General features: G+C 45.2%; 16 protein-coding genes. 14 read left to right on the top strand and 2 right to left on the bottom strand.

Annotation, left to right across the window (positions count from 1 at the left end; genetic code table 11):
- Positions 1-149: 149 nt before the first annotated feature.
- Positions 150-620, bottom strand: a complete 471-nt coding sequence (locus tag R7O12_RS21370) for a zinc ribbon-containing protein (RefSeq protein WP_005384120.1) — start codon at positions 618-620, stop codon at positions 150-152.
- Between the two features lie 153 nt (positions 621-773).
- Between R7O12_RS21370 and leuS the strand changes: the two genes are divergently transcribed.
- From leuS to lipA, 12 genes are all read left to right on the top strand, one after another.
- Entirely contained in the window at positions 774-3,347 is a 2,574-nt protein-coding gene (gene leuS / locus R7O12_RS21365; protein ID WP_005384121.1) for a leucine--tRNA ligase, read from the top strand.
- Positions 3,348-3,499: 152 nt separating this feature from the next.
- Positions 3,500-4,039, top strand: coding sequence for an LPS assembly lipoprotein LptE (gene lptE / locus R7O12_RS21360; RefSeq protein ID WP_005384122.1), 540 nt, complete (start codon positions 3,500-3,502; stop codon positions 4,037-4,039).
- A 5-nt stretch (positions 4,040-4,044) separates the two neighbouring features.
- On the top strand, positions 4,045-5,064 hold the full coding sequence (holA, locus tag R7O12_RS21355) for a DNA polymerase III subunit delta (RefSeq protein ID WP_005384123.1): 1,020 nt from the start codon (positions 4,045-4,047) through the stop codon (positions 5,062-5,064).
- An 88-nt stretch (positions 5,065-5,152) separates the two neighbouring features.
- Entirely contained in the window at positions 5,153-5,470 is a 318-nt protein-coding gene (rsfS, locus tag R7O12_RS21350; protein WP_005373015.1) for a ribosome silencing factor, read from the top strand.
- A 4-nt stretch (positions 5,471-5,474) separates the two neighbouring features.
- The gene (gene rlmH, locus R7O12_RS21345) at positions 5,475-5,945 is read left to right on the top strand and encodes a 23S rRNA (pseudouridine(1915)-N(3))-methyltransferase RlmH (protein ID WP_017821762.1); all 471 of its coding nucleotides are present in this window, start codon (positions 5,475-5,477) and stop codon (positions 5,943-5,945) included.
- Between the two features lie 29 nt (positions 5,946-5,974).
- On the top strand, positions 5,975-7,891 hold the full coding sequence (gene mrdA / locus R7O12_RS21340) for a penicillin-binding protein 2 (RefSeq protein WP_005384126.1): 1,917 nt from the start codon (positions 5,975-5,977) through the stop codon (positions 7,889-7,891).
- Positions 7,891-9,012 carry a rod shape-determining protein RodA gene (rodA, locus tag R7O12_RS21335; RefSeq protein ID WP_005384128.1) on the top strand — a complete coding sequence of 374 codons (1,122 nt, stop codon included), beginning with the start codon at positions 7,891-7,893 and terminating at the stop codon, positions 9,010-9,012. The genes mrdA and rodA overlap by 1 nt, the downstream gene beginning before the upstream one ends.
- A 2-nt stretch (positions 9,013-9,014) precedes the next feature.
- Complete coding sequence (locus tag R7O12_RS21330; RefSeq protein ID WP_005384131.1) at positions 9,015-9,818, top strand: septal ring lytic transglycosylase RlpA family protein; 804 nt, start codon at positions 9,015-9,017, stop codon at positions 9,816-9,818.
- Between the two features lie 91 nt (positions 9,819-9,909).
- Positions 9,910-11,088, top strand: a complete 1,179-nt coding sequence (locus tag R7O12_RS21325; RefSeq protein WP_005384132.1) for a serine hydrolase — start codon at positions 9,910-9,912, stop codon at positions 11,086-11,088.
- A gap of 139 nt (positions 11,089-11,227) precedes the next feature.
- Positions 11,228-11,506, top strand: a complete 279-nt coding sequence (ybeD, locus tag R7O12_RS21320; protein ID WP_005384135.1) for a DUF493 family protein YbeD — start codon at positions 11,228-11,230, stop codon at positions 11,504-11,506.
- A 176-nt stretch (positions 11,507-11,682) separates the two neighbouring features.
- Positions 11,683-12,345 carry a lipoyl(octanoyl) transferase LipB gene (gene lipB, locus R7O12_RS21315; RefSeq protein ID WP_005384137.1) on the top strand — a complete coding sequence of 221 codons (663 nt, stop codon included), beginning with the start codon at positions 11,683-11,685 and terminating at the stop codon, positions 12,343-12,345.
- A complete protein-coding gene (lipA, locus tag R7O12_RS21310) occupies positions 12,342-13,307 on the top strand; it encodes a lipoyl synthase (RefSeq protein WP_005391329.1) in 966 nt (321 codons plus the stop codon). The genes lipB and lipA overlap by 4 nt, the downstream gene beginning before the upstream one ends.
- A gap of 461 nt (positions 13,308-13,768) precedes the next feature.
- Here the strand turns inward: lipA and glyA are convergent, their stop codons facing one another.
- Positions 13,769-15,019, bottom strand: coding sequence for a serine hydroxymethyltransferase (glyA, locus tag R7O12_RS21305; protein ID WP_005381985.1), 1,251 nt, complete (start codon positions 15,017-15,019; stop codon positions 13,769-13,771).
- A 347-nt stretch (positions 15,020-15,366) separates the two neighbouring features.
- On the opposite strand from glyA, the gene R7O12_RS21300 reads away from it, so the two are divergent.
- Together R7O12_RS21300 and R7O12_RS21295 are read left to right on the top strand one after the other, a co-directional pair.
- On the top strand, positions 15,367-15,969 hold the full coding sequence (locus R7O12_RS21300; RefSeq protein WP_031780204.1) for a YitT family protein: 603 nt from the start codon (positions 15,367-15,369) through the stop codon (positions 15,967-15,969).
- A 90-nt stretch (positions 15,970-16,059) separates the two neighbouring features.
- Complete coding sequence (locus R7O12_RS21295; RefSeq protein WP_318126342.1) at positions 16,060-17,580, top strand: transcriptional regulator; 1,521 nt, start codon at positions 16,060-16,062, stop codon at positions 17,578-17,580.
- Positions 17,581-17,601 lie beyond the last annotated feature (21 nt).

Genomic DNA, 17,601 nt, shown 5'->3' with positions numbered 1-17,601 from the left:
GAGTTCTTTTAGTTGTTGATTTCATAACACTCTCCAATTTTGGGGTGGAAAGTGTCAACCTTATTTAGGACGGCACAAGTAGAAAAGACAAAAAAGAGGCGACTAAGCCTCTTTTTTATTCATTGCATTATACAGTCGTTACTCGCCATTTATGGCTTTAATGACTGACGAGTAAAGCCTTTGTGACTACACTTAATACACGGAATGATTACTGTTGGGTGGTTATACGTTGTCTTGTGACCACACTCATCACAGACTAAAGTGCCTAAGCCTATCACCTCTCCTGCTTCATATAGCCCTTGATGCTCTAAGTCATCGAACAACTCAACCCACTCAACTTTAGTTCGGTCTGTAATCTCTAACAGCCCTTGCCATATCGAATCCGCAATCGTTAAGTAAAACGGACCGCTTTTGCTATCCTCGTAACTCTCTGAAAACTCTTTTAAGTCTGCTTTAAGGTACGCTTTGATTAAAGCCAATTCATCTTTGGTCAAGTCATTAGCAGCATCCACCACTTTGCCCGACGTCTCAATCGCTTTGTTAACTTCTTCCGGACTGTGCTTCAAGGTTTCAATCACATCCTCGAGCATTTCCTCATAACCTGTTTTACGTTTAGGCATAACTGACCTCCATCTTTCTCCTACCTGCGTCACTTAAGGGCGCATGGGTACAGATTGGCTATTGTTGTGATCCCTAGCTTTAGGTATTCTATGACGATCTATTTAAGTCTGTTCTAACCGAACTCACAAATTCCAAGATAACGGATACCATCGATGCAAGAACAATACAACCCACAAGATATTGAACAAAAAGTTCAAAAGCACTGGGATGACAACAAAACCTTTGTTGTAAGTGAAGACCCAAATAAAGAAAAATTCTACTGTCTGTCCATGTTCCCATACCCAAGTGGTCGACTGCACATGGGTCACGTGCGCAACTACACTATCGGTGATGTAGTATCTCGTTTCCAACGCCTACAAGGCAAAAACGTGATGCAACCAATCGGTTGGGACGCATTCGGTCTACCTGCAGAAAACGCAGCAGTAAAAAACAAAACTGCGCCAGCACCTTGGACTTACGAAAACATCGAATACATGAAGAACCAACTTAAGCTTCTAGGCTTTGGTTACGATTGGAACCGTGAATTCGCAACATGTACACCGGAGTACTACCGCTGGGAACAAGAGTTCTTCACTAAACTTTACGAGAAAGGTTTAGTTTACAAAAAGACTTCTTCTGTTAACTGGTGTCCTAACGACCAAACTGTTCTTGCAAACGAGCAGGTTGAAGACGGTTGTTGCTGGCGTTGTGATACGCCTGTAGAGCAAAAAGAAATCCCTCAATGGTTCATCAAAATCACTGAGTACGCTCAAGAGCTACTAGACGACTTAGACAAGCTTGAAGGTTGGCCTGAAATGGTGAAAACCATGCAGCGCAACTGGATTGGTCGTTCTGAAGGTGTTGAACTGAAGTTTGAAGTTAAGGGTCAACAAGACCTAGAAGTTTACACAACACGTCCAGATACGCTAATGGGTGTGACTTACGTGGGTATCGCAGCCGGCCACCCTCTTGCAGCTCTTGCAGCAGAGAACAATCCAGAGCTTGCAGCGTTTATCGACGAATGTAAGAACAACAAGGTTGCAGAAGCTGAGCTAGCGACAATGGAGAAGAAAGGTATGGCAACTGGCCTTACTGCTATTCATCCATTGAACGGCCGCGAAGTACCAGTATACGTAGCAAACTTCGTTCTGATGGACTACGGTACAGGCGCGGTAATGGCTGTACCTGCGCACGACCAACGTGACTACGAGTTCGCAACGAAGTACGGTCTAGACATCGTGCCAGTTATCAAGCCTGCTGATGGCAGCGAGCTAGACATCTCTGAAGCAGCATACACTGAGAAAGGTGTACTGTTCGATTCAGGTGAATTCGATGGCCTAGAATTCCAAGCGGCATTCGACGCAATCGCAGCGAAGCTAGAAGCAGAGGGCAAAGGCACTAAGACTGTAAACTTCCGTCTACGCGACTGGGGTGTATCTCGTCAACGTTACTGGGGCGCACCAATCCCAATGGTAACGACTGAAGACGGTGAAGTTCACCCAGTACCTGCTGACCAACTACCAGTGATTCTTCCAGAAGACGTGGTAATGGACGGCGTCACTAGCCCAATCAAAGCAGACAAAGAGTGGGCGAAGACAACCTTTAACGGCGAACCTGCTCTACGTGAGACAGATACGTTCGATACGTTCATGGAATCTTCTTGGTACTACGCGCGTTACTGTTCACCACAAGCGGACGACATCCTAGACCCAGAAAAAGCAAACTACTGGCTACCAGTAGATCAATACATCGGTGGTATCGAGCACGCTTGTATGCACCTACTGTACTCACGCTTCTTCCACAAACTACTGCGCGATGCGGGTTACGTAACTTCTGACGAACCGTTCAAGCAACTACTGTGTCAAGGCATGGTACTGGCTGATGCGTTCTACTTCGAGAACGAGAAAGGCGGCAAAGAGTGGGTAGCTCCAACAGACGTAGCCGTTGAACGTGATGGTAAAGGCCGCATTACTTCTGCTAAAGACACTGAAGGTCGTGATGTAACGCACTCAGGCATGATCAAGATGTCTAAGTCTAAGAACAACGGTATCGACCCTCAAGAAATGGTAGACAAGTACGGCGCTGACACAGTACGTCTATTCATGATGTTCGCGTCTCCAGCGGACATGACACTTGAATGGCAAGAGTCTGGCGTAGAAGGTGCGAATCGCTTCCTAAAACGTGTTTGGAAACTAGTGAAAGAGCACACAGCGAAAGGTGCAGCAGAAGCAGTAGATACCTCAGCGCTTTCTGGTGATCAAAAAGCACTTCGCCGCGACGTTCACAAGACTATCGCGAAAGTGACGGACGATATCGCTCGTCGTCAAACATTCAACACCGCGATCGCAGCGATCATGGAGCTGATGAACAAACTAGCGAAAGCGCCTCAAGAATCTGCGCAAGATCGTGCAATCCTTGACGAAGCACTGAAAGCTATTGTTGTCATGCTTTACCCTATCACTCCGCATATCTCATACGAGCTATGGGCAGCACTAGGTGAAACAGACATTGATAACGCGGCATGGCCGACGTTTGACGAAAAAGCGCTAGTTGAAGACGAAAAAACTATCGTTGTTCAAGTTAACGGTAAGCTACGTGCGAAGCTAACAGTCCCAGCTGATATCTCTAAAGACGATATCGAACAGCTTGGTCTAAACGACGAAAACGTGGTTAAGTTCACTGATGGCCTGACTATTCGTAAAGTTATTTACGTTCCAGGTAAACTGCTGAACATCGTTGCAAACTAATCGCAGCTGTCAATTTGTCTCTGTTTAGCGAACTTATTTGTTAACCAAGAGTCATTAAACAGGGTAGTTTTCTACCCTGTTTATTTACCTCAAACCATTCACATGAGTGGTTTAAGGTAAATAACCCCTTCAATTTAGGATGAATACAATCAATGCGCTTTTTCTCTTTGATTAAACTACCAGTGGTATTGGTATTAGCGGGGCTTCTTTCTGCCTGTGGTTTTCACCTTCGCGGCGAGTATTCCGTACCGGAAGAGCTGCACACTATGTCTTTCTCCAGCTACGATGAATACAGTGAATTAACTCGCTATGTTCGCTCTCAACTCGAACTGAACAAAGTTGAACTTGTTCAACCATCATCGACGGTACCCAACCTTCATTTGACGGAAGCGACAATCGATGAGCGTACACTATCGCTTTATCAAAATAGCCGTGCAGCAGAAAAAGAGCTGACATACGTAGTAAAATACCGTGTGACAATTCCTGGCTATGGTTCTAAAAACTTTACGACAACAGTAAACCGCAACTACCTAGACAACCCGTTGACCGCACTTGCAAAATCTGTTGAGCGTGACGTAATTGAAGACGAGATGCGCTTGCAAGCTGCAAAACAGATGATGCGCCAGTTGGGCCGTATTCGTGCCGAATATGAAGCAGGACAAATCTCTGAGCCAGCGAACAAAAACTCTTAGTCACTATGCGAATTTATGCCGATAAGCTAACGGATCATTTAACTAAACAAGTTAAACAGGTTTACTTAATCTTTGGTAATGAGCCGTTACTGATTCAAGAAAGCCGCCAAGCAATCCAAAAGGCAGCGTTTCAGCAAGGTTTTGAGGAAAAACACCGTTTTGCGGTGGATGCTAGCATCGACTGGAACCAAGTTTACGACTGTTTCCAAGCGATGAGCCTGTTTTCAAACCGTCAATTGATTGAGCTTGAAATTCCTGAAAGTGGCGTAACAACCGCCGTCAGCAAAGAGCTGCAAACACTGTGTGATATGCTTCATGATGACATCATGCTCGTCATTGTTGGTAGCAAACTGACCAAAGCCCAAGAAAATGCGAAATGGTTCAAAGCATTAAGCTCAAAAGGCGATTGGGTAAGCTGCTTGTCGCCAGACCTTCAACGCCTACCTATGTTCATTCAGACACGTTGCCGCACGTTGGGACTAAAACCCGATCAGCAATCACTGCAAATGTTGGCTCAATGGCATGAAGGTAACCTATTTGCATTGACACAAAGCTTAGAGAAATTGGCCCTACTCTATCCGGATGGTGAGCTGACCATCATACGTTTAGAGGAAGCCCTAAGTCGCCATAATCACTTCACTACCTTTAACTGGATCGACGCCTTACTGGCAGGTAAAGCAAACCGTGCACAACGTATTCTTCGCCAACTTGAGGCGGAAGGGGTTGAGACCGTGATCTTGATTCGAAGTGTACAAAAAGAGTTGAGCCAACTTTTAAATATGCATCAAGACTTAACTCAAATGGGAATGAACCAGGTATTTGAGAAATATCGAGTTTGGCAAAACAAGCGTCCACTCTATAACGCAGCACTGACCCGCTTATCAGCGAGTCGTATTTGTGCATTGCTCTCCTTGTTGGCTCAAGCCGAGATAAAAGCCAAAACTCAGTATGACGAGTCTGTATGGCCAACTATTCATCAGTTGAGCTTAGAAACCTGCTCTCCTGATATTAAGCTGGCAATTTAAAAATCAAAGCGTGATATAGTGCGCGACCTGTTTTGCAAGCAAGAATGTAAAACACTTTAGAGATAAGAGACAAACCGAGGAAAACCGAGTGCTTCGCGAAGAACTGAAAGACTTTTTAGCTGATAAAGCCGACGACATGAAAGCGGAAGACATTATCGTCCTAAATGTGGAAGATAAATCAAGCGTGACAGATTACATGATCATCTGTACTGGTACATCCAAACGCCACGTTTCATCCATCGCTGACCATGTTGCAACAGAAGTGAAAAAAGCCGGTCTTGAGCCACTAGGAATGGAAGGTGAAAACGAAGGTGAATGGGTAGTCCTAGATATGGGCGACGCCATGCTTCACGTGATGCAAGAAGAGCACCGCGAACTCTACCAGCTAGAAAAACTCTGGGGTTAATCTTTTGAAAATTCAACTAATTGCTGTTGGCACAAAAATGCCAAAATGGGTTGAGGAAGGCTTTCAAGAATATCGTCGCCGTTTCCCGCATGATATGCCGTTGGAGTTGATTGAAATCTCTGCTGGTAAGCGTGGTAAGAATGCCGATATCGCTCGCATCCTGCAAAAAGAAGGAGAAGCGATGCTCGCGGCGGTACCAAAAGGCAACCGTATCGTCACGTTAGATATCCCAGGTAAAAAATGGGACACTCCTCAACTCGCTGAGCAGTTAGAAGCTTGGAAATTAGATGGCCGTGATGTATCAATATTAATCGGCGGTCCTGAAGGACTCGCTCCTGCATGCAAAGCTGCAGCAGACCAAAGCTGGTCATTGTCTGCCTTAACGCTACCCCACCCTCTAGTGCGTATCGTAATGGCAGAAAGCTTGTACCGAGCGTGGAGCATCACCGCTAACCACCCTTATCATCGCGAATAATCGTTGTTTAACTTTAGAGCCAAGCGTTAATGATTCGTAAACGACGCAGTCAAATCCGAGATTATCAAGCCGAAGCGCGTCTGTTTGCCAGCCGCGCTATTGTTGCTTTTATCGGCATTGTTGTCTTGATGGGAGCTCTGGTTGCCAACATGTACAACATTCAGGTGAACCAGTTTCAAGACTATCAAACCCGCTCGAACGATAACCGCATCAAAGTAGTGCCTATCGCGCCTAACCGAGGTCTAATTTATGACCGAAATGGCGTTTTACTGGCAGAGAACCGTCCCGTCTTTAACTTAGAACTGACCCCAGAAAAAATTAAAGACATTGATGCAACCATCCAAGAATTACAGACTATTCTGGAAATTACACCAGACCAGATTGAACGTTTCCACCACGAGCGTAAACGGACTCGTCGATTTAAATCGGTCCCACTGCTTACCCAACTGAACGAAAAACAAGTAGCGGTATTCTCCGTCAATCAGTACCGCTTTCCAGGTGTGGAAATAAGTGCGACCTTAAAGCGCTACTACCCTTTCAGCGAAGTCTTAACCCACGTGATTGGGTATGTTTCTCGAATCAATGATCGCGACATGCAGCGCCTGATCCGAGAAGAAAAAGACGCAAACTATCAAGCCACTCGCGACATTGGTAAGCTGGGTATTGAAAAATACTACGAAGACCTCTTACACGGTACAGCCGGATATCAAGAAGTCGAGGTAAACAGCCGCGGCCGAGTAATTCGTACCTTAAAGTACGTTCCACCTGTACCCGGAAAAGACATCGTTTTAAACCTTGATATCAACTTGCAGTTGTACGTACACCAATTATTGGACGGCCGCCGAGGCAGTGCTGTAGTAATCGATCCTAGAGACAACGGCGTACTGGCTATGGTTTCGAGCCCTAGCTACGATCCTAACTCGTTCGTGCACGGAATCTCAGGTAAAGACTATCGCGCCCTTTTGAACGATAAAAACCGTCCTTTGGTCAACCGCACTACACTTGGCATTTACCCTCCTGCGTCTACCATCAAACCATTTATGGCGGTAGCCGCGCTGCAAGAAGGTGTCGTCACACCTAACACCACACGAAATGACCCTGGTTATTGGCGCATACCAAACTCCAACACACGCCCGTTTCGTGACTGGTTGCGTTGGGGGCACGGGCGCGTCGATATCATTAAGTCGATCGAAGAGTCTGTTGATACCTTCTACTATCAAATCGCTTATGACATGGGTATTGACCGTATTTCGAATTGGATGATGATGTTCGGTTTTGGTGATTACACTGGCATTGATATCTACGAAGAAAGTAAGGCGAATATGCCGACTCGTGACTGGAAAATGTCTCGCCATAAAACCCCATGGTATAAAGGTGATACGATCCCTGTAGGTATCGGCCAAGGATATTGGACAGCAACACCAATGCAAATCGCCAAAGCAACCTCCGTATTAGTAAACGAGGGAGAAGTGATCGCACCTCACTTGCTCAAAGCGACGATAGAAAATGGTAACGACTTCGAAGAGCAGCAAACGACAGAATACGTGACTTACCCACCAATCAAGAATGTGCCTAAAAAGTACTGGGATATGGCGAAAGAAGGCATGCGTCGGGTAAACCATGGCACGCGCGGAACAGCTCGTCGCTCATTCTACAAAATGAATTATGAAACAGCGGGTAAATCAGGTACTGCACAGGTCTTCGGTCTGGGTGAAAACGAAGAGTACAACGCCGATGAGATCGCCGAGCACTTACGTGACCATGCGTTATTTACTGGCTTTGCACCATTTGATGATCCTAAAGTGGTCGTCACTGTAGTACTAGAAAATGCCGGTGGTGGTTCTAGTAACGGTGCCCCAGTAGTAAGGAAAATTTTTGACCGAGTCGTTCTTGGTCCAGAAGAAATTGAGCCTGAAAACAATGCGAAGAAAGAGGTAAAACAGTAATGAAGATGGATCCCTCTACAGGTAAAAATCGCGCCCTGTTTGAACGCTTCCATATCGACTTACCACTCCTACTTGGCATACTGGCCCTGATGGGGTTTGGCCTGGTGATCATGTACAGCGCCAGTGGCCAAAGTTTACTGATGATGGATCGCCAAGCCATGCGAATGGTGCTTTCACTCGTTGTGATGCTCGTCCTTGCACAGCTTTCTCCACGAACTTACGAAAGCTTGGCACCTTTGATGTTCGTTGGTGGCGTTATACTGCTTTTCGGCGTGCTGTTTTTCGGTGAAGCATCGAAAGGCGCGCAGCGTTGGCTTAACCTCGGTTTTGTGCGCTTTCAACCGTCAGAGCTATTGAAGCTCGCGGTGCCATTAATGGTAGCTCGCTATGTTGGTAGACAGCCCCTCCCACCAACGCTAAGAACACTCATTGTTGCACTGATTATGGTCTGCTTACCAACCATTCTCATTGCAAAACAGCCTGACTTAGGTACCTCAATCCTGATCGCGGCTTCCGGTATTTTTGTTATCTTCCTCGCCGGCATTAGCTGGAAAATAATTGCTGGTGCTGCGATTGCATTAGGTGGTTTCATTCCAATTCTGTGGTTTTTCTTGATGCGAGAGTATCAAAAAGTGCGAGTTCGTACTCTATTTAACCCGGAGTCTGATCCGCTAGGAGCGGGCTACCACATTATTCAGAGTAAAATTGCGATTGGCTCCGGCGGTATTTCCGGCAAAGGTTGGTTGCAAGGTACGCAGTCACAACTAGAATTTCTTCCTGAACGACACACTGACTTTATCTTTGCAGTAATTGCTGAAGAATGGGGTATGATTGGCTTCCTTTGCCTTTTAGCCATCTATCTATTTATTATTGGACGAGGTTTATATCTCGCCAGCCAAGCGCAAACCGCATTTGGACGAATGATGGCAGGCAGTATTGTACTCAGCTTCTTCGTGTATATTTTTGTAAATATTGGCATGGTAAGTGGCATCCTACCTGTAGTAGGTGTACCGTTGCCACTCATCAGTTATGGCGGCACATCAATGGTAACCTTGATGGCTGGTTTTGGTATTCTGATGTCGATTCATACGCACCGAAAAGCATTCTCTAAGGCGACCTAGACATGCAAAAACGCGCTTTATATTCCTTGGTTTTCTCTGCTCTTATTTTGGCAGGCTGTTCATCAACTAGCCAAAAAGAACAAGAAGGCCGTTACGAACTCGAATCCGATGTTGCACCGGATACACCGCTTTCAGTCGAACACATCGAGGATGCGCATCCTAAATATGAACCGTACAGCCTAGGTGGGAACAAAGATTACCACTTGCGTGGCAAAGACTACAAAATAGTTCGCAATGCGAAAGGCTTTAAAGAAAAAGGCCGCGCATCTTGGTATGGGAAAAAATTCCAAGGTCATTTGACTTCTAATGGCGAAATCTATGACATGTACTCAATGACGGCAGCGCATAAAACGCTACCGTTACCAAGTTACGTAAAAGTTACCAATACTGACAACGGCAAAACCACCGTAGTACGAGTTAATGACCGAGGTCCTTTTCACGATGGTCGTATCATTGATTTAAGCTATGCCGCCGCGCACAAGTTAGATGTCATAAAAACAGGCACCGCGAACGTGGAAATTGAAGTGATCAGTATCAATCAGCCCACGGACAAAAAGTCATTAGAAGCGCACCCTAGGTACGTTATTCAAGTGGCATCATCAAAAAATGAAGAACGCGCGCGAACTTTAGGTACCGAGCTTGGTCAAAAATTGGATACAGAAACTTTCCTAGAGAGTGCGAAAGAGTCTTATCGCTTGTTGTTAGGGCCATTTACTGACTATTCCCTGACGCAAGCCACATTAGATAAAGTAAAGTTGCTCGGCTATTCGTCTGCATTTATTAAAAAACACAACACTGCCAAATGACCTCGTGTCATGAATTTCTCTTTGATCCCCCTCTTACATAACTAGGGATTCTGATAAGATGTCTGCAGTTAACCCAAAAATTTGAATTACCATGAATAAAAATAAGTTTGTGAAATCTATTCTCGTTTCTTCGGTTGCCCTTTCTGCAACTTTCGCTCAATCTGCTCTTGCATCACCTATCGTTGTTCCAGATGCCCCTCAAATCGCGGCGAAGGGCTACGTGCTGATGGATTACCATTCAGGTAAAGTACTGGCAGAGAAAGAGATGAACACAAAATTGTCTCCAGCTAGTCTGACTAAGATGATGACCAGCTATGTAATCGGCCAAGAGCTAGCGCGTGGTAATATCTCAGAAGATGATGATGTCACCATCAGTAAAAATGCGTGGGCGAAAAACTTCCCTGATTCATCAAAGATGTTCATTGAAGTAGGCACAACAGTTAAAGTACGTGACCTGAACCGAGGTATCATCGTCCAGTCAGGTAACGATGCCTGTGTTGCGATGGCAGAACATATTGCAGGTTCAGAAGATGCGTTTGTTGACCTAATGAACGCTTGGGCCAACACATTGGGTATGACTAACTCGCACTTTGCCAACGTTCATGGCTTAGATAACGCAGAATTGTACTCAACACCATACGACATGGCACTGCTAGGTAAAGCACTTATCCGTGACGTACCAAATGAGTACCGAGTGTACTCAGAGAAGAAATTTACTTACAACGGCATCACCCAATACAACCGTAACGGTCTACTTTGGGATAAGAGCATGAACGTTGACGGCATCAAAACGGGTCACACAAGTAATGCGGGTTACAGCCTAGTAAGTTCAGCAACTGAAGGTCAAATGCGCTTGGTTGCGGTCGTTATGGGTACTAAAGATGCCAATGCTCGTAAGTCAGAAAGCAAAAAGCTGCTAAGCTACGGCTTCCGTTTCTTCGAAACAGTGGCACCGCACAAAGCAGGTGAAACGTTCGTAGAAGAAAAAGTGTGGATGGGTAACAAAGACACCGTAGCACTGGGTCTTGACCAAGATACTTACGTAACACTACCGCGTGGTGAAGCGAAAAACTTAAAAGCAAGCTTCGTCCTTGAAAAAGAGCTAGAAGCCCCAATTAATAAAGGTGATGTAGTTGGTAAGCTATACTATCAGATCGATGGTGAAGATATTGCCGAGTACCCACTAATGGCACTAGAAACCGTAGAGCAAGGTAGTCTATTTAGCCGCATGTGGGATTACATCGTATTGTTATTCAAGAGCTTCTTCTAAAAAGAACGTTAGAGTAGCAAACTTATTCGCAAAGCCGCCTGAATGGGCGGCTTTTTAAGTTTGAGCTCCTCGTCTTGAGTTCCCCCTAATTTGACTGTACTATTTCGCACCGCAACGAATATCTACTGGAGTTATCGATATGCTAACCATCAACTCTGATGCAAAATTAAAAGACCTGCTTGAGTTCCCTTGTTCATTTACTTACAAGGTAATGGGTCATGCAAAGCCTGAACTTCCAGAGCTTGTTCTTGAAGTGATTCAGCGCCATGCTCCAGGTGACTACAGCCCGACCGTTAAACCAAGTGCTAAGGGCAACTACCACTCTGTGTCAATCAACATTACTGCAACCTCTATCGAGCAGGTTGAGACACTGTACAAAGAGTTAGGTGAAATTGACATCGTACGCATGGTTCTATAATTTTTTGATATATTAAATTTTTTTTGAAAGCAGCCTTGGCTGCTTTCTTTTTATTTATCAAAGAGATAACGAGGCTTTACATCGCTTTCAGTTAAAAATCTGTTACGCAGCGGTAGAGCATCAGGGTTATCCGGTTTATAATCCAAAAACTTTATATATTAGCAACAGGAATTCCCATGCAACACCAACTTGTTGTAAAACGACTTGGCCGCCAAGACTATGAGCCTGTATGGAAGGCGATGCATGAGTTCACCGACCAACGCACAGAAGAAACCCGTGATGAAGTCTGGTTGGTAGAACATAACCCAGTATTTACGCAAGGACAGGCAGGTAAAGCTGAGCACTTGATTAACACTGGCGATATTCCTGTTGTACAAAGTGATCGCGGAGGCCAGGTTACGTATCATGGCCCTGGTCAGTTGGTCGCCTACTTCTTGATCAACCTACGCCGTAAAAAATTAGGTGTACGAGATCTCGTTACCACAATCGAGAACCTCGTGATCAATACGCTAAAAGCATACAATATTGACTCAGCCGCGCGACCTGACGCACCAGGTGTCTACGTTGCCGGTAAGAAAATATGCTCTCTCGGTTTACGCATTCGTAAAGGATGCTCGTTTCATGGCTTAGCCTTGAACGTAAATATGGATTTAACACCGTTTCTGCGTATTAACCCTTGTGGTTATGAAGGTATGGAAATGGTTCAGGTCAGCCAATTTGGCGGCCCAGACAATGTAGAAGCCGTAGAAAAACAATTAATAGAAGAACTCGTTACTTTGCTCGATTATGAGCAAGTAGAATTCAGCACAGAAGCACCTTCTCAAGGTAATAAAGCATGAGCAAACCAATCCAGATGGAAAAAGGCGTTAAATATCGTGACGCCGATAAAATGGCATTGATTCCCGTAAAGAACATGCCTACAGAGCAGAAAGAAGTGCTACGTAAGCCTGATTGGATGAAGATCAAGCTACCAGCCGACAGCCAACGAATTCAAGACATCAAAGCGGCGATGCGTAAGAATAAACTTCACTCCGTATGTGAAGAAGCATCTTGCCCGAACCTAGCGGAATGTTTTAACCACGGTACAGCAACCTTCATGATCTTAGGTGCTATTTGTACTCGTCGTTGTCCTTTCTGTGACGTTGCTCATGGCCGCCCATTACCACCGGAAGCAGAAGAGCCTCAAAAACTGGCGAAAACCATTGCCGATATGAAGCTGAAATACGTAGTAATCACTTCTGTCGACCGTGACGATCTGCGTGACGGCGGTGCACAACACTTTGCCGATTGTAACCGCGAGATCCGTGCGTTAAACCCGCATATTAAGATTGAAACACTGGTTCCTGACTTCCGTGGTCGCATGGATGTAGCGCTTGATCTAATGAAAGACAATCCGCCAGATGTCTTCAACCACAACTTAGAAACCGCGCCACGTCTTTACCGTAAAGCTCGCCCAGGTGCGAACTACAAATGGTCACTTGAGCTCCTTAAGAAGTTCAAAGAGCAGCATCCCGATGTACCGACCAAGTCTGGTTTGATGATGGGCCTTGGTGAAACCAAAGAAGAAATCATCGAAGTACTGAAAGATCTACGCGCACACGGCGTAACGATGCTGACTCTAGGCCAGTACCTAGCGCCAAGCCGTCACCACTTGCCAGTAGAACGTTACGTTCCACCATCAGAGTTTGACGAGCTAAAAGAAGTTGCACTAGAACTTGGCTTCACGCATGCAGCGTGTGGTCCATTTGTTCGCTCTTCTTACCATGCCGATATGCAGGCTCAAGGTATCGAGATTAAATAAGCTCTCGCTTGTTTTGAAAAGCTTGTTTTGAAAAGAAAGGTTGGCTCAGTGCCAACCTTTTTTGCATCTGGCAAATGATGATAAAAAGCCATTCTACCACCGTCATTCTGAACAGCGAGGAACGAGCGTGATTCAGAATCTGTTTTCAGAATACTGATGATTTTTAGGGAAACTCTGAGTAAAAGAGTGTGCCTCAACAAGATTCCTGATCTCGCCTAGGCTCGTCGGAATGACGTGGTTTGGATATATTGAAAAGGGACAGTGTTGGTAGCCACCCCCTTATCACACACTCTCGCTATATCTCATTCCAAACGCCAGACAAACAAAAAAGGCCCTCAATTGAGGACCTTTAGTATATCAATGTTCAAAATAGACGAGTCGAGTTCTAGGAGAACACACGGAGTTTACGCGAGCAAATGAGTATGTTCGACACCGAAATCGACTCATTCTATGAAGAACAGTTAGGCGTAAACCGGTAGACGCTTACAAATTTCTAGCACTTTCTGTTTAGTCGCTTCGATAACTTCTTCGTTGCCGATGTTATCTAGAACGTCACACATCCAGTTTGCTAGCTCTTTTGCATCTTCTTCAGTGAAGCCACGGCGAGTGATCGCTGGCGTACCTACACGGATACCAGACGTTACGAATGGGCTGCGTGGGTCATTTGGTACTGAGTTCTTGTTTACAGTGATGTTTGCAGCACCTAGTGCCGCGTCTGCGTCTTTACCAGTGATATCTTTGTCGATTAGGTCAACAAGGAACAAGTGGTTTTCTGTACCGTTAGATACGATTTTGTAGCCACGCTCTTGGAACTGACCAACCATTGCTTTTGCGTTTTTCACTACGCGAGCTTGATAAGCTTTGAACTCTGGCTCCATCGCTTCTTTGAACGCTACTGCTTTACCAGCGATAACGTGCATTAGAGGGCCACCTTGACCACCAGGGAACACTGCTGAGTTCAATTTCTTGTACATATCTTCGCCAGCATTTGACAAGATAAGACCACCGCGAGGACCTGCTAGTGTTTTGTGCGTCGTTGTTGTTACCACGTGAGCATGCGGTACTGGTGTTGGGTATTCACCGGCAGCGATAAGACCAGCTACGTGCGCCATATCAACAAATAAGTAAGCACCTGCTTTGTCAGCAATTTCACGCATGCGTTTCCAATCAACGATTTGCGAGTAAGCAGAGAAACCACCGATGATCATCTTAGGTTTGTGTTCAAGTGCTAGCTGTTCCATCTCGTCGTAGTTGATTTGACCAGCTTCATCGATACCGTAAGGGATAACGTTGTAGTGCTTACCCGAGAAGTTTACTGGTGAACCGTGAGTTAGGTGACCACCGTGCGCTAGGCTCATGCCTAAAACTGTATCGCCAGGGTTAAGAAGCGCCATGTAAACTGCGCTGTTTGCTTGAGAACCTGAGTGAGGCTGTACGTTAGCGTACTCACAACCAAATAGTTGGCATGCACGCTCAATTGCTAGTGCTTCAGCTTTATCTACGTACTCACAACCGCCGTAGTAACGCTTACCTGGGTAGCCTTCAGCGTATTTGTTCGTTAGCTGAGAACCTTGCGCTTCCATTACACGTGGGCTTGTGTAGTTTTCAGAAGCGATAAGTTCAATGTGTTCTTCCTGGCGAAGAGTTTCTTCCTGGATAGCTGCGAACAGTTCCGCATCGTAATCTGCGATGTTCATATCACGCTTAAGCATCTGTATCTCCTGACTCAGATTAGTACTGAAAGTTGCAAAAAAACTGTTGAATGACCCGACGCAAACGTTTTCGTCACCCTAATGGCGCGCATTCTACATAATTTGATTTAGGTCATAAAGAGAAATTTACAATTTTTCTCATGCAGTTTTTTCATGATGACAAGCAATGTTTATCATGCCAGCATTGCAATCGCATAACGACAATCTATTGCCTGTCAAATTTGTGCTTTACACCCTGTAAAACAGCAATTACATAGGTTTACCGTAAATTTTACCCTCTAGCTACCGAAAAGATCATCTTTTTACTACTATGCACGCCTTATTTATCACTAATGACTGCAATATTGATGGAAAAACACTCATTAAAAGAAGACTGGATAGCGATTCTCACGGGTACCTTTTTAGTAGCTCAAGGCGTTTTCTTTCTCCAATCCGCGAACCTTCTAACGGGAGGCACGACTGGATTGGCTCTGCTTATTAGCCAATTTACACCTTTTACCTTTGGTGTGCTGTACTTTTTAGCAAACAGTCCTTTTTACTTACTAGCATGGAAACGCTTCGGCCGTCATTTCGCCATTAATAGTGCCATTTCTGGCGCGTTGGTTTCTATCTTTGCCGATCATCTTTATTTGCTAATCTCGCTCGAATCGGTAAATGAAGTTTATTGCGCCGTCGCAGGCGGGCTTTTAATGGGGCTCGGTATGCTGATCCTATTCCGACATCGCTCCAGCTTGGGTGGCTTTAACGTGCTGTGTTTGTTTATCCAAGACAAATTTGGCATTTCAGTTGGCAAAAGCCAAATGGCAATCGATGCATGTATCCTGTTTGCTTCATTCTTCTTTGTCACACCAGAAGTGATTGGCCTTTCAATTTTGGGGGCGTTTGCACTCAATGTCGTGTTAGCGATGAACCACAAACCGCACCGCTATTCCGTGACCTACGGTTCATAAATTTTTGATAATGATTGAAGCGCGATTTATAAGATTTCGCGCTCCAATCGCTATATAATACTTCGCGATTTCCAAATAGATCGGTACGGTATGCGCGACTTTCTGCAACAAGCTAAACAGACTCACAGTTGTATTGCGATTGGAGAGCTGATCTATAACCCGAAGACACAGACCCTTCATCAAGATGTTATCGCGATTGATCTTGAACCTCGCACCATTGAATTATTAGAACTGCTGTTAACAAGCGTTGGCCACCCACTCTCTGCTGACACCATTATTGAAACCATTTGGCAGAGCAAGTTCATCTCTAAGAATGTGCTCACGAACCGCATTAGCACCTTACGTGCCCTGCTACAGCAGTACTTACCCGAATACGATGCCGCTAAGCTTTTAGTCACTTACCCCCGCAAAGGCTACTTTCTTAACCCTGCCAATATTCGTTTGGTGCCACCAGCGAAAAGCCATCGACGCGTTATCCCAACTCAGGTTGCGAGGAATAAGAACTTCAAGCTGATTTTTGCTTATAGCTTGTGTGCCATACTTGCAGTTTGTAGCGTGACGCTCGCAAGCTTGTTATGGCAACGCCAAGAAATCTCAACACAACAAACACGTCATCAACTACTGATTCCCAAAGTCGAGCTACTACTCAACCGTGTCGATTCAATCGGCTCTCAGGCGCGAAAATACCGCATACTGGTCAAAGCCATCTTGCTGCAACAACAGGTCGAATATCCATACACCGACATCGCCAACCAAGATGCTCCCAGTTACTTTCTTGATCCTATCGGTCATGCGCCATATTTCCCTGGCGCACGAAACATGCAGACCAGCGACTACAAGCTCAATATCGAGTTAAAAGACGGCACAAAACAGGGCATCTTGAAAGCGCAGATGAACCTTATTTATCCTGCGACGGGCAAGCTAGCGTTTCGCAATGACTACACACTGCGTTTATCTGACTTACAATCGGATATTTTCCAAATGCACTCGGATGTCGCGCAATACTTCAATCTGCCTGCACCTTCGGCAAGTACGTGGCAGCTTTCGGATATTCACAAAAAAATGTTATTCGAGAATGCCTTTTCTAGCCAACCTCTCCGACAATCTGATGAGTTTGCGGCTATAACAACGGCAAGACATCTCGCCTTATACGAGCACGAACATCAAAAGCTGGAAGCGTATTTAACTCAAGTACAATCGTCGTTTGATGTTTTGCCAGATGAGCTGAGCCTCTGGTTAGGTCTATTGCATTTCAAATTAGGTAACTTAGACAGGGCAAAAGCTCTGTTAACGACACCAGATGGCGACTCACGCATCCAAAACGCACTGATTTATACCTTTGTGTCTCACATTGCTTACAAGCAGAACAAACTTGAACAGTTCCGTCTCAACTACATGGAATCACTGGTGGCGCTGCTGCGCGTTTTACCTTCCGAAACCTTGTTTGAGCGTCTTTCTCAATCTGAATCCAAAGAGACTTGCCTCCAACCGTGGAAAACGTTGCATGTTAGTGTGACCGATCAAGAAATCATAAGCCGATGGAAAGCGCTCATTAACGAGTATTGCACTAATGTAGCCAACGAAATAAATCCAAATAAAACAAAGACCTAAATATAAAATTAAGCTTTCATT

The sequence above is a fragment of the Vibrio sp. Vb1574 genome (genome assembly GCF_033338675.1).
The sequence above is the reverse complement of the archived record's forward strand: the minus strand, read 5'-3'. Positions and strand labels throughout refer to the sequence as shown.

Excerpts from the sequence above, each read along its gene's own strand:
- R7O12_RS21370 (WP_005384120.1), bottom strand. The coding sequence starts at position 620 with ATGCCTAAACGTAAAACAGGTTATGAGGAAATGCTCGAGGATGTGATT.
- leuS (WP_005384121.1), top strand. The coding sequence starts at position 774 with ATGCAAGAACAATACAACCCACAAGATATTGAACAAAAAGTTCAAAAG.
- lptE (WP_005384122.1), top strand. The coding sequence starts at position 3,500 with ATGCGCTTTTTCTCTTTGATTAAACTACCAGTGGTATTGGTATTAGCG.
- holA (WP_005384123.1), top strand. The coding sequence starts at position 4,045 with ATGCGAATTTATGCCGATAAGCTAACGGATCATTTAACTAAACAAGTT.
- mrdA (WP_005384126.1), top strand. The coding sequence starts at position 5,975 with ATGATTCGTAAACGACGCAGTCAAATCCGAGATTATCAAGCCGAAGCG.
- rodA (WP_005384128.1), top strand. The coding sequence starts at position 7,891 with ATGAAGATGGATCCCTCTACAGGTAAAAATCGCGCCCTGTTTGAACGC.
- R7O12_RS21330 (WP_005384131.1), top strand. The coding sequence starts at position 9,015 with ATGCAAAAACGCGCTTTATATTCCTTGGTTTTCTCTGCTCTTATTTTG.
- R7O12_RS21325 (WP_005384132.1), top strand. The coding sequence starts at position 9,910 with ATGAATAAAAATAAGTTTGTGAAATCTATTCTCGTTTCTTCGGTTGCC.
- ybeD (WP_005384135.1), top strand. The coding sequence starts at position 11,228 with ATGCTAACCATCAACTCTGATGCAAAATTAAAAGACCTGCTTGAGTTC.
- lipB (WP_005384137.1), top strand. The coding sequence starts at position 11,683 with ATGCAACACCAACTTGTTGTAAAACGACTTGGCCGCCAAGACTATGAG.
- lipA (WP_005391329.1), top strand. The coding sequence starts at position 12,342 with ATGAGCAAACCAATCCAGATGGAAAAAGGCGTTAAATATCGTGACGCC.
- glyA (WP_005381985.1), bottom strand. The coding sequence starts at position 15,019 with ATGCTTAAGCGTGATATGAACATCGCAGATTACGATGCGGAACTGTTC.
- R7O12_RS21300 (WP_031780204.1), top strand. The coding sequence starts at position 15,367 with ATGGAAAAACACTCATTAAAAGAAGACTGGATAGCGATTCTCACGGGT.
- R7O12_RS21295 (WP_318126342.1), top strand. The coding sequence starts at position 16,060 with ATGCGCGACTTTCTGCAACAAGCTAAACAGACTCACAGTTGTATTGCG.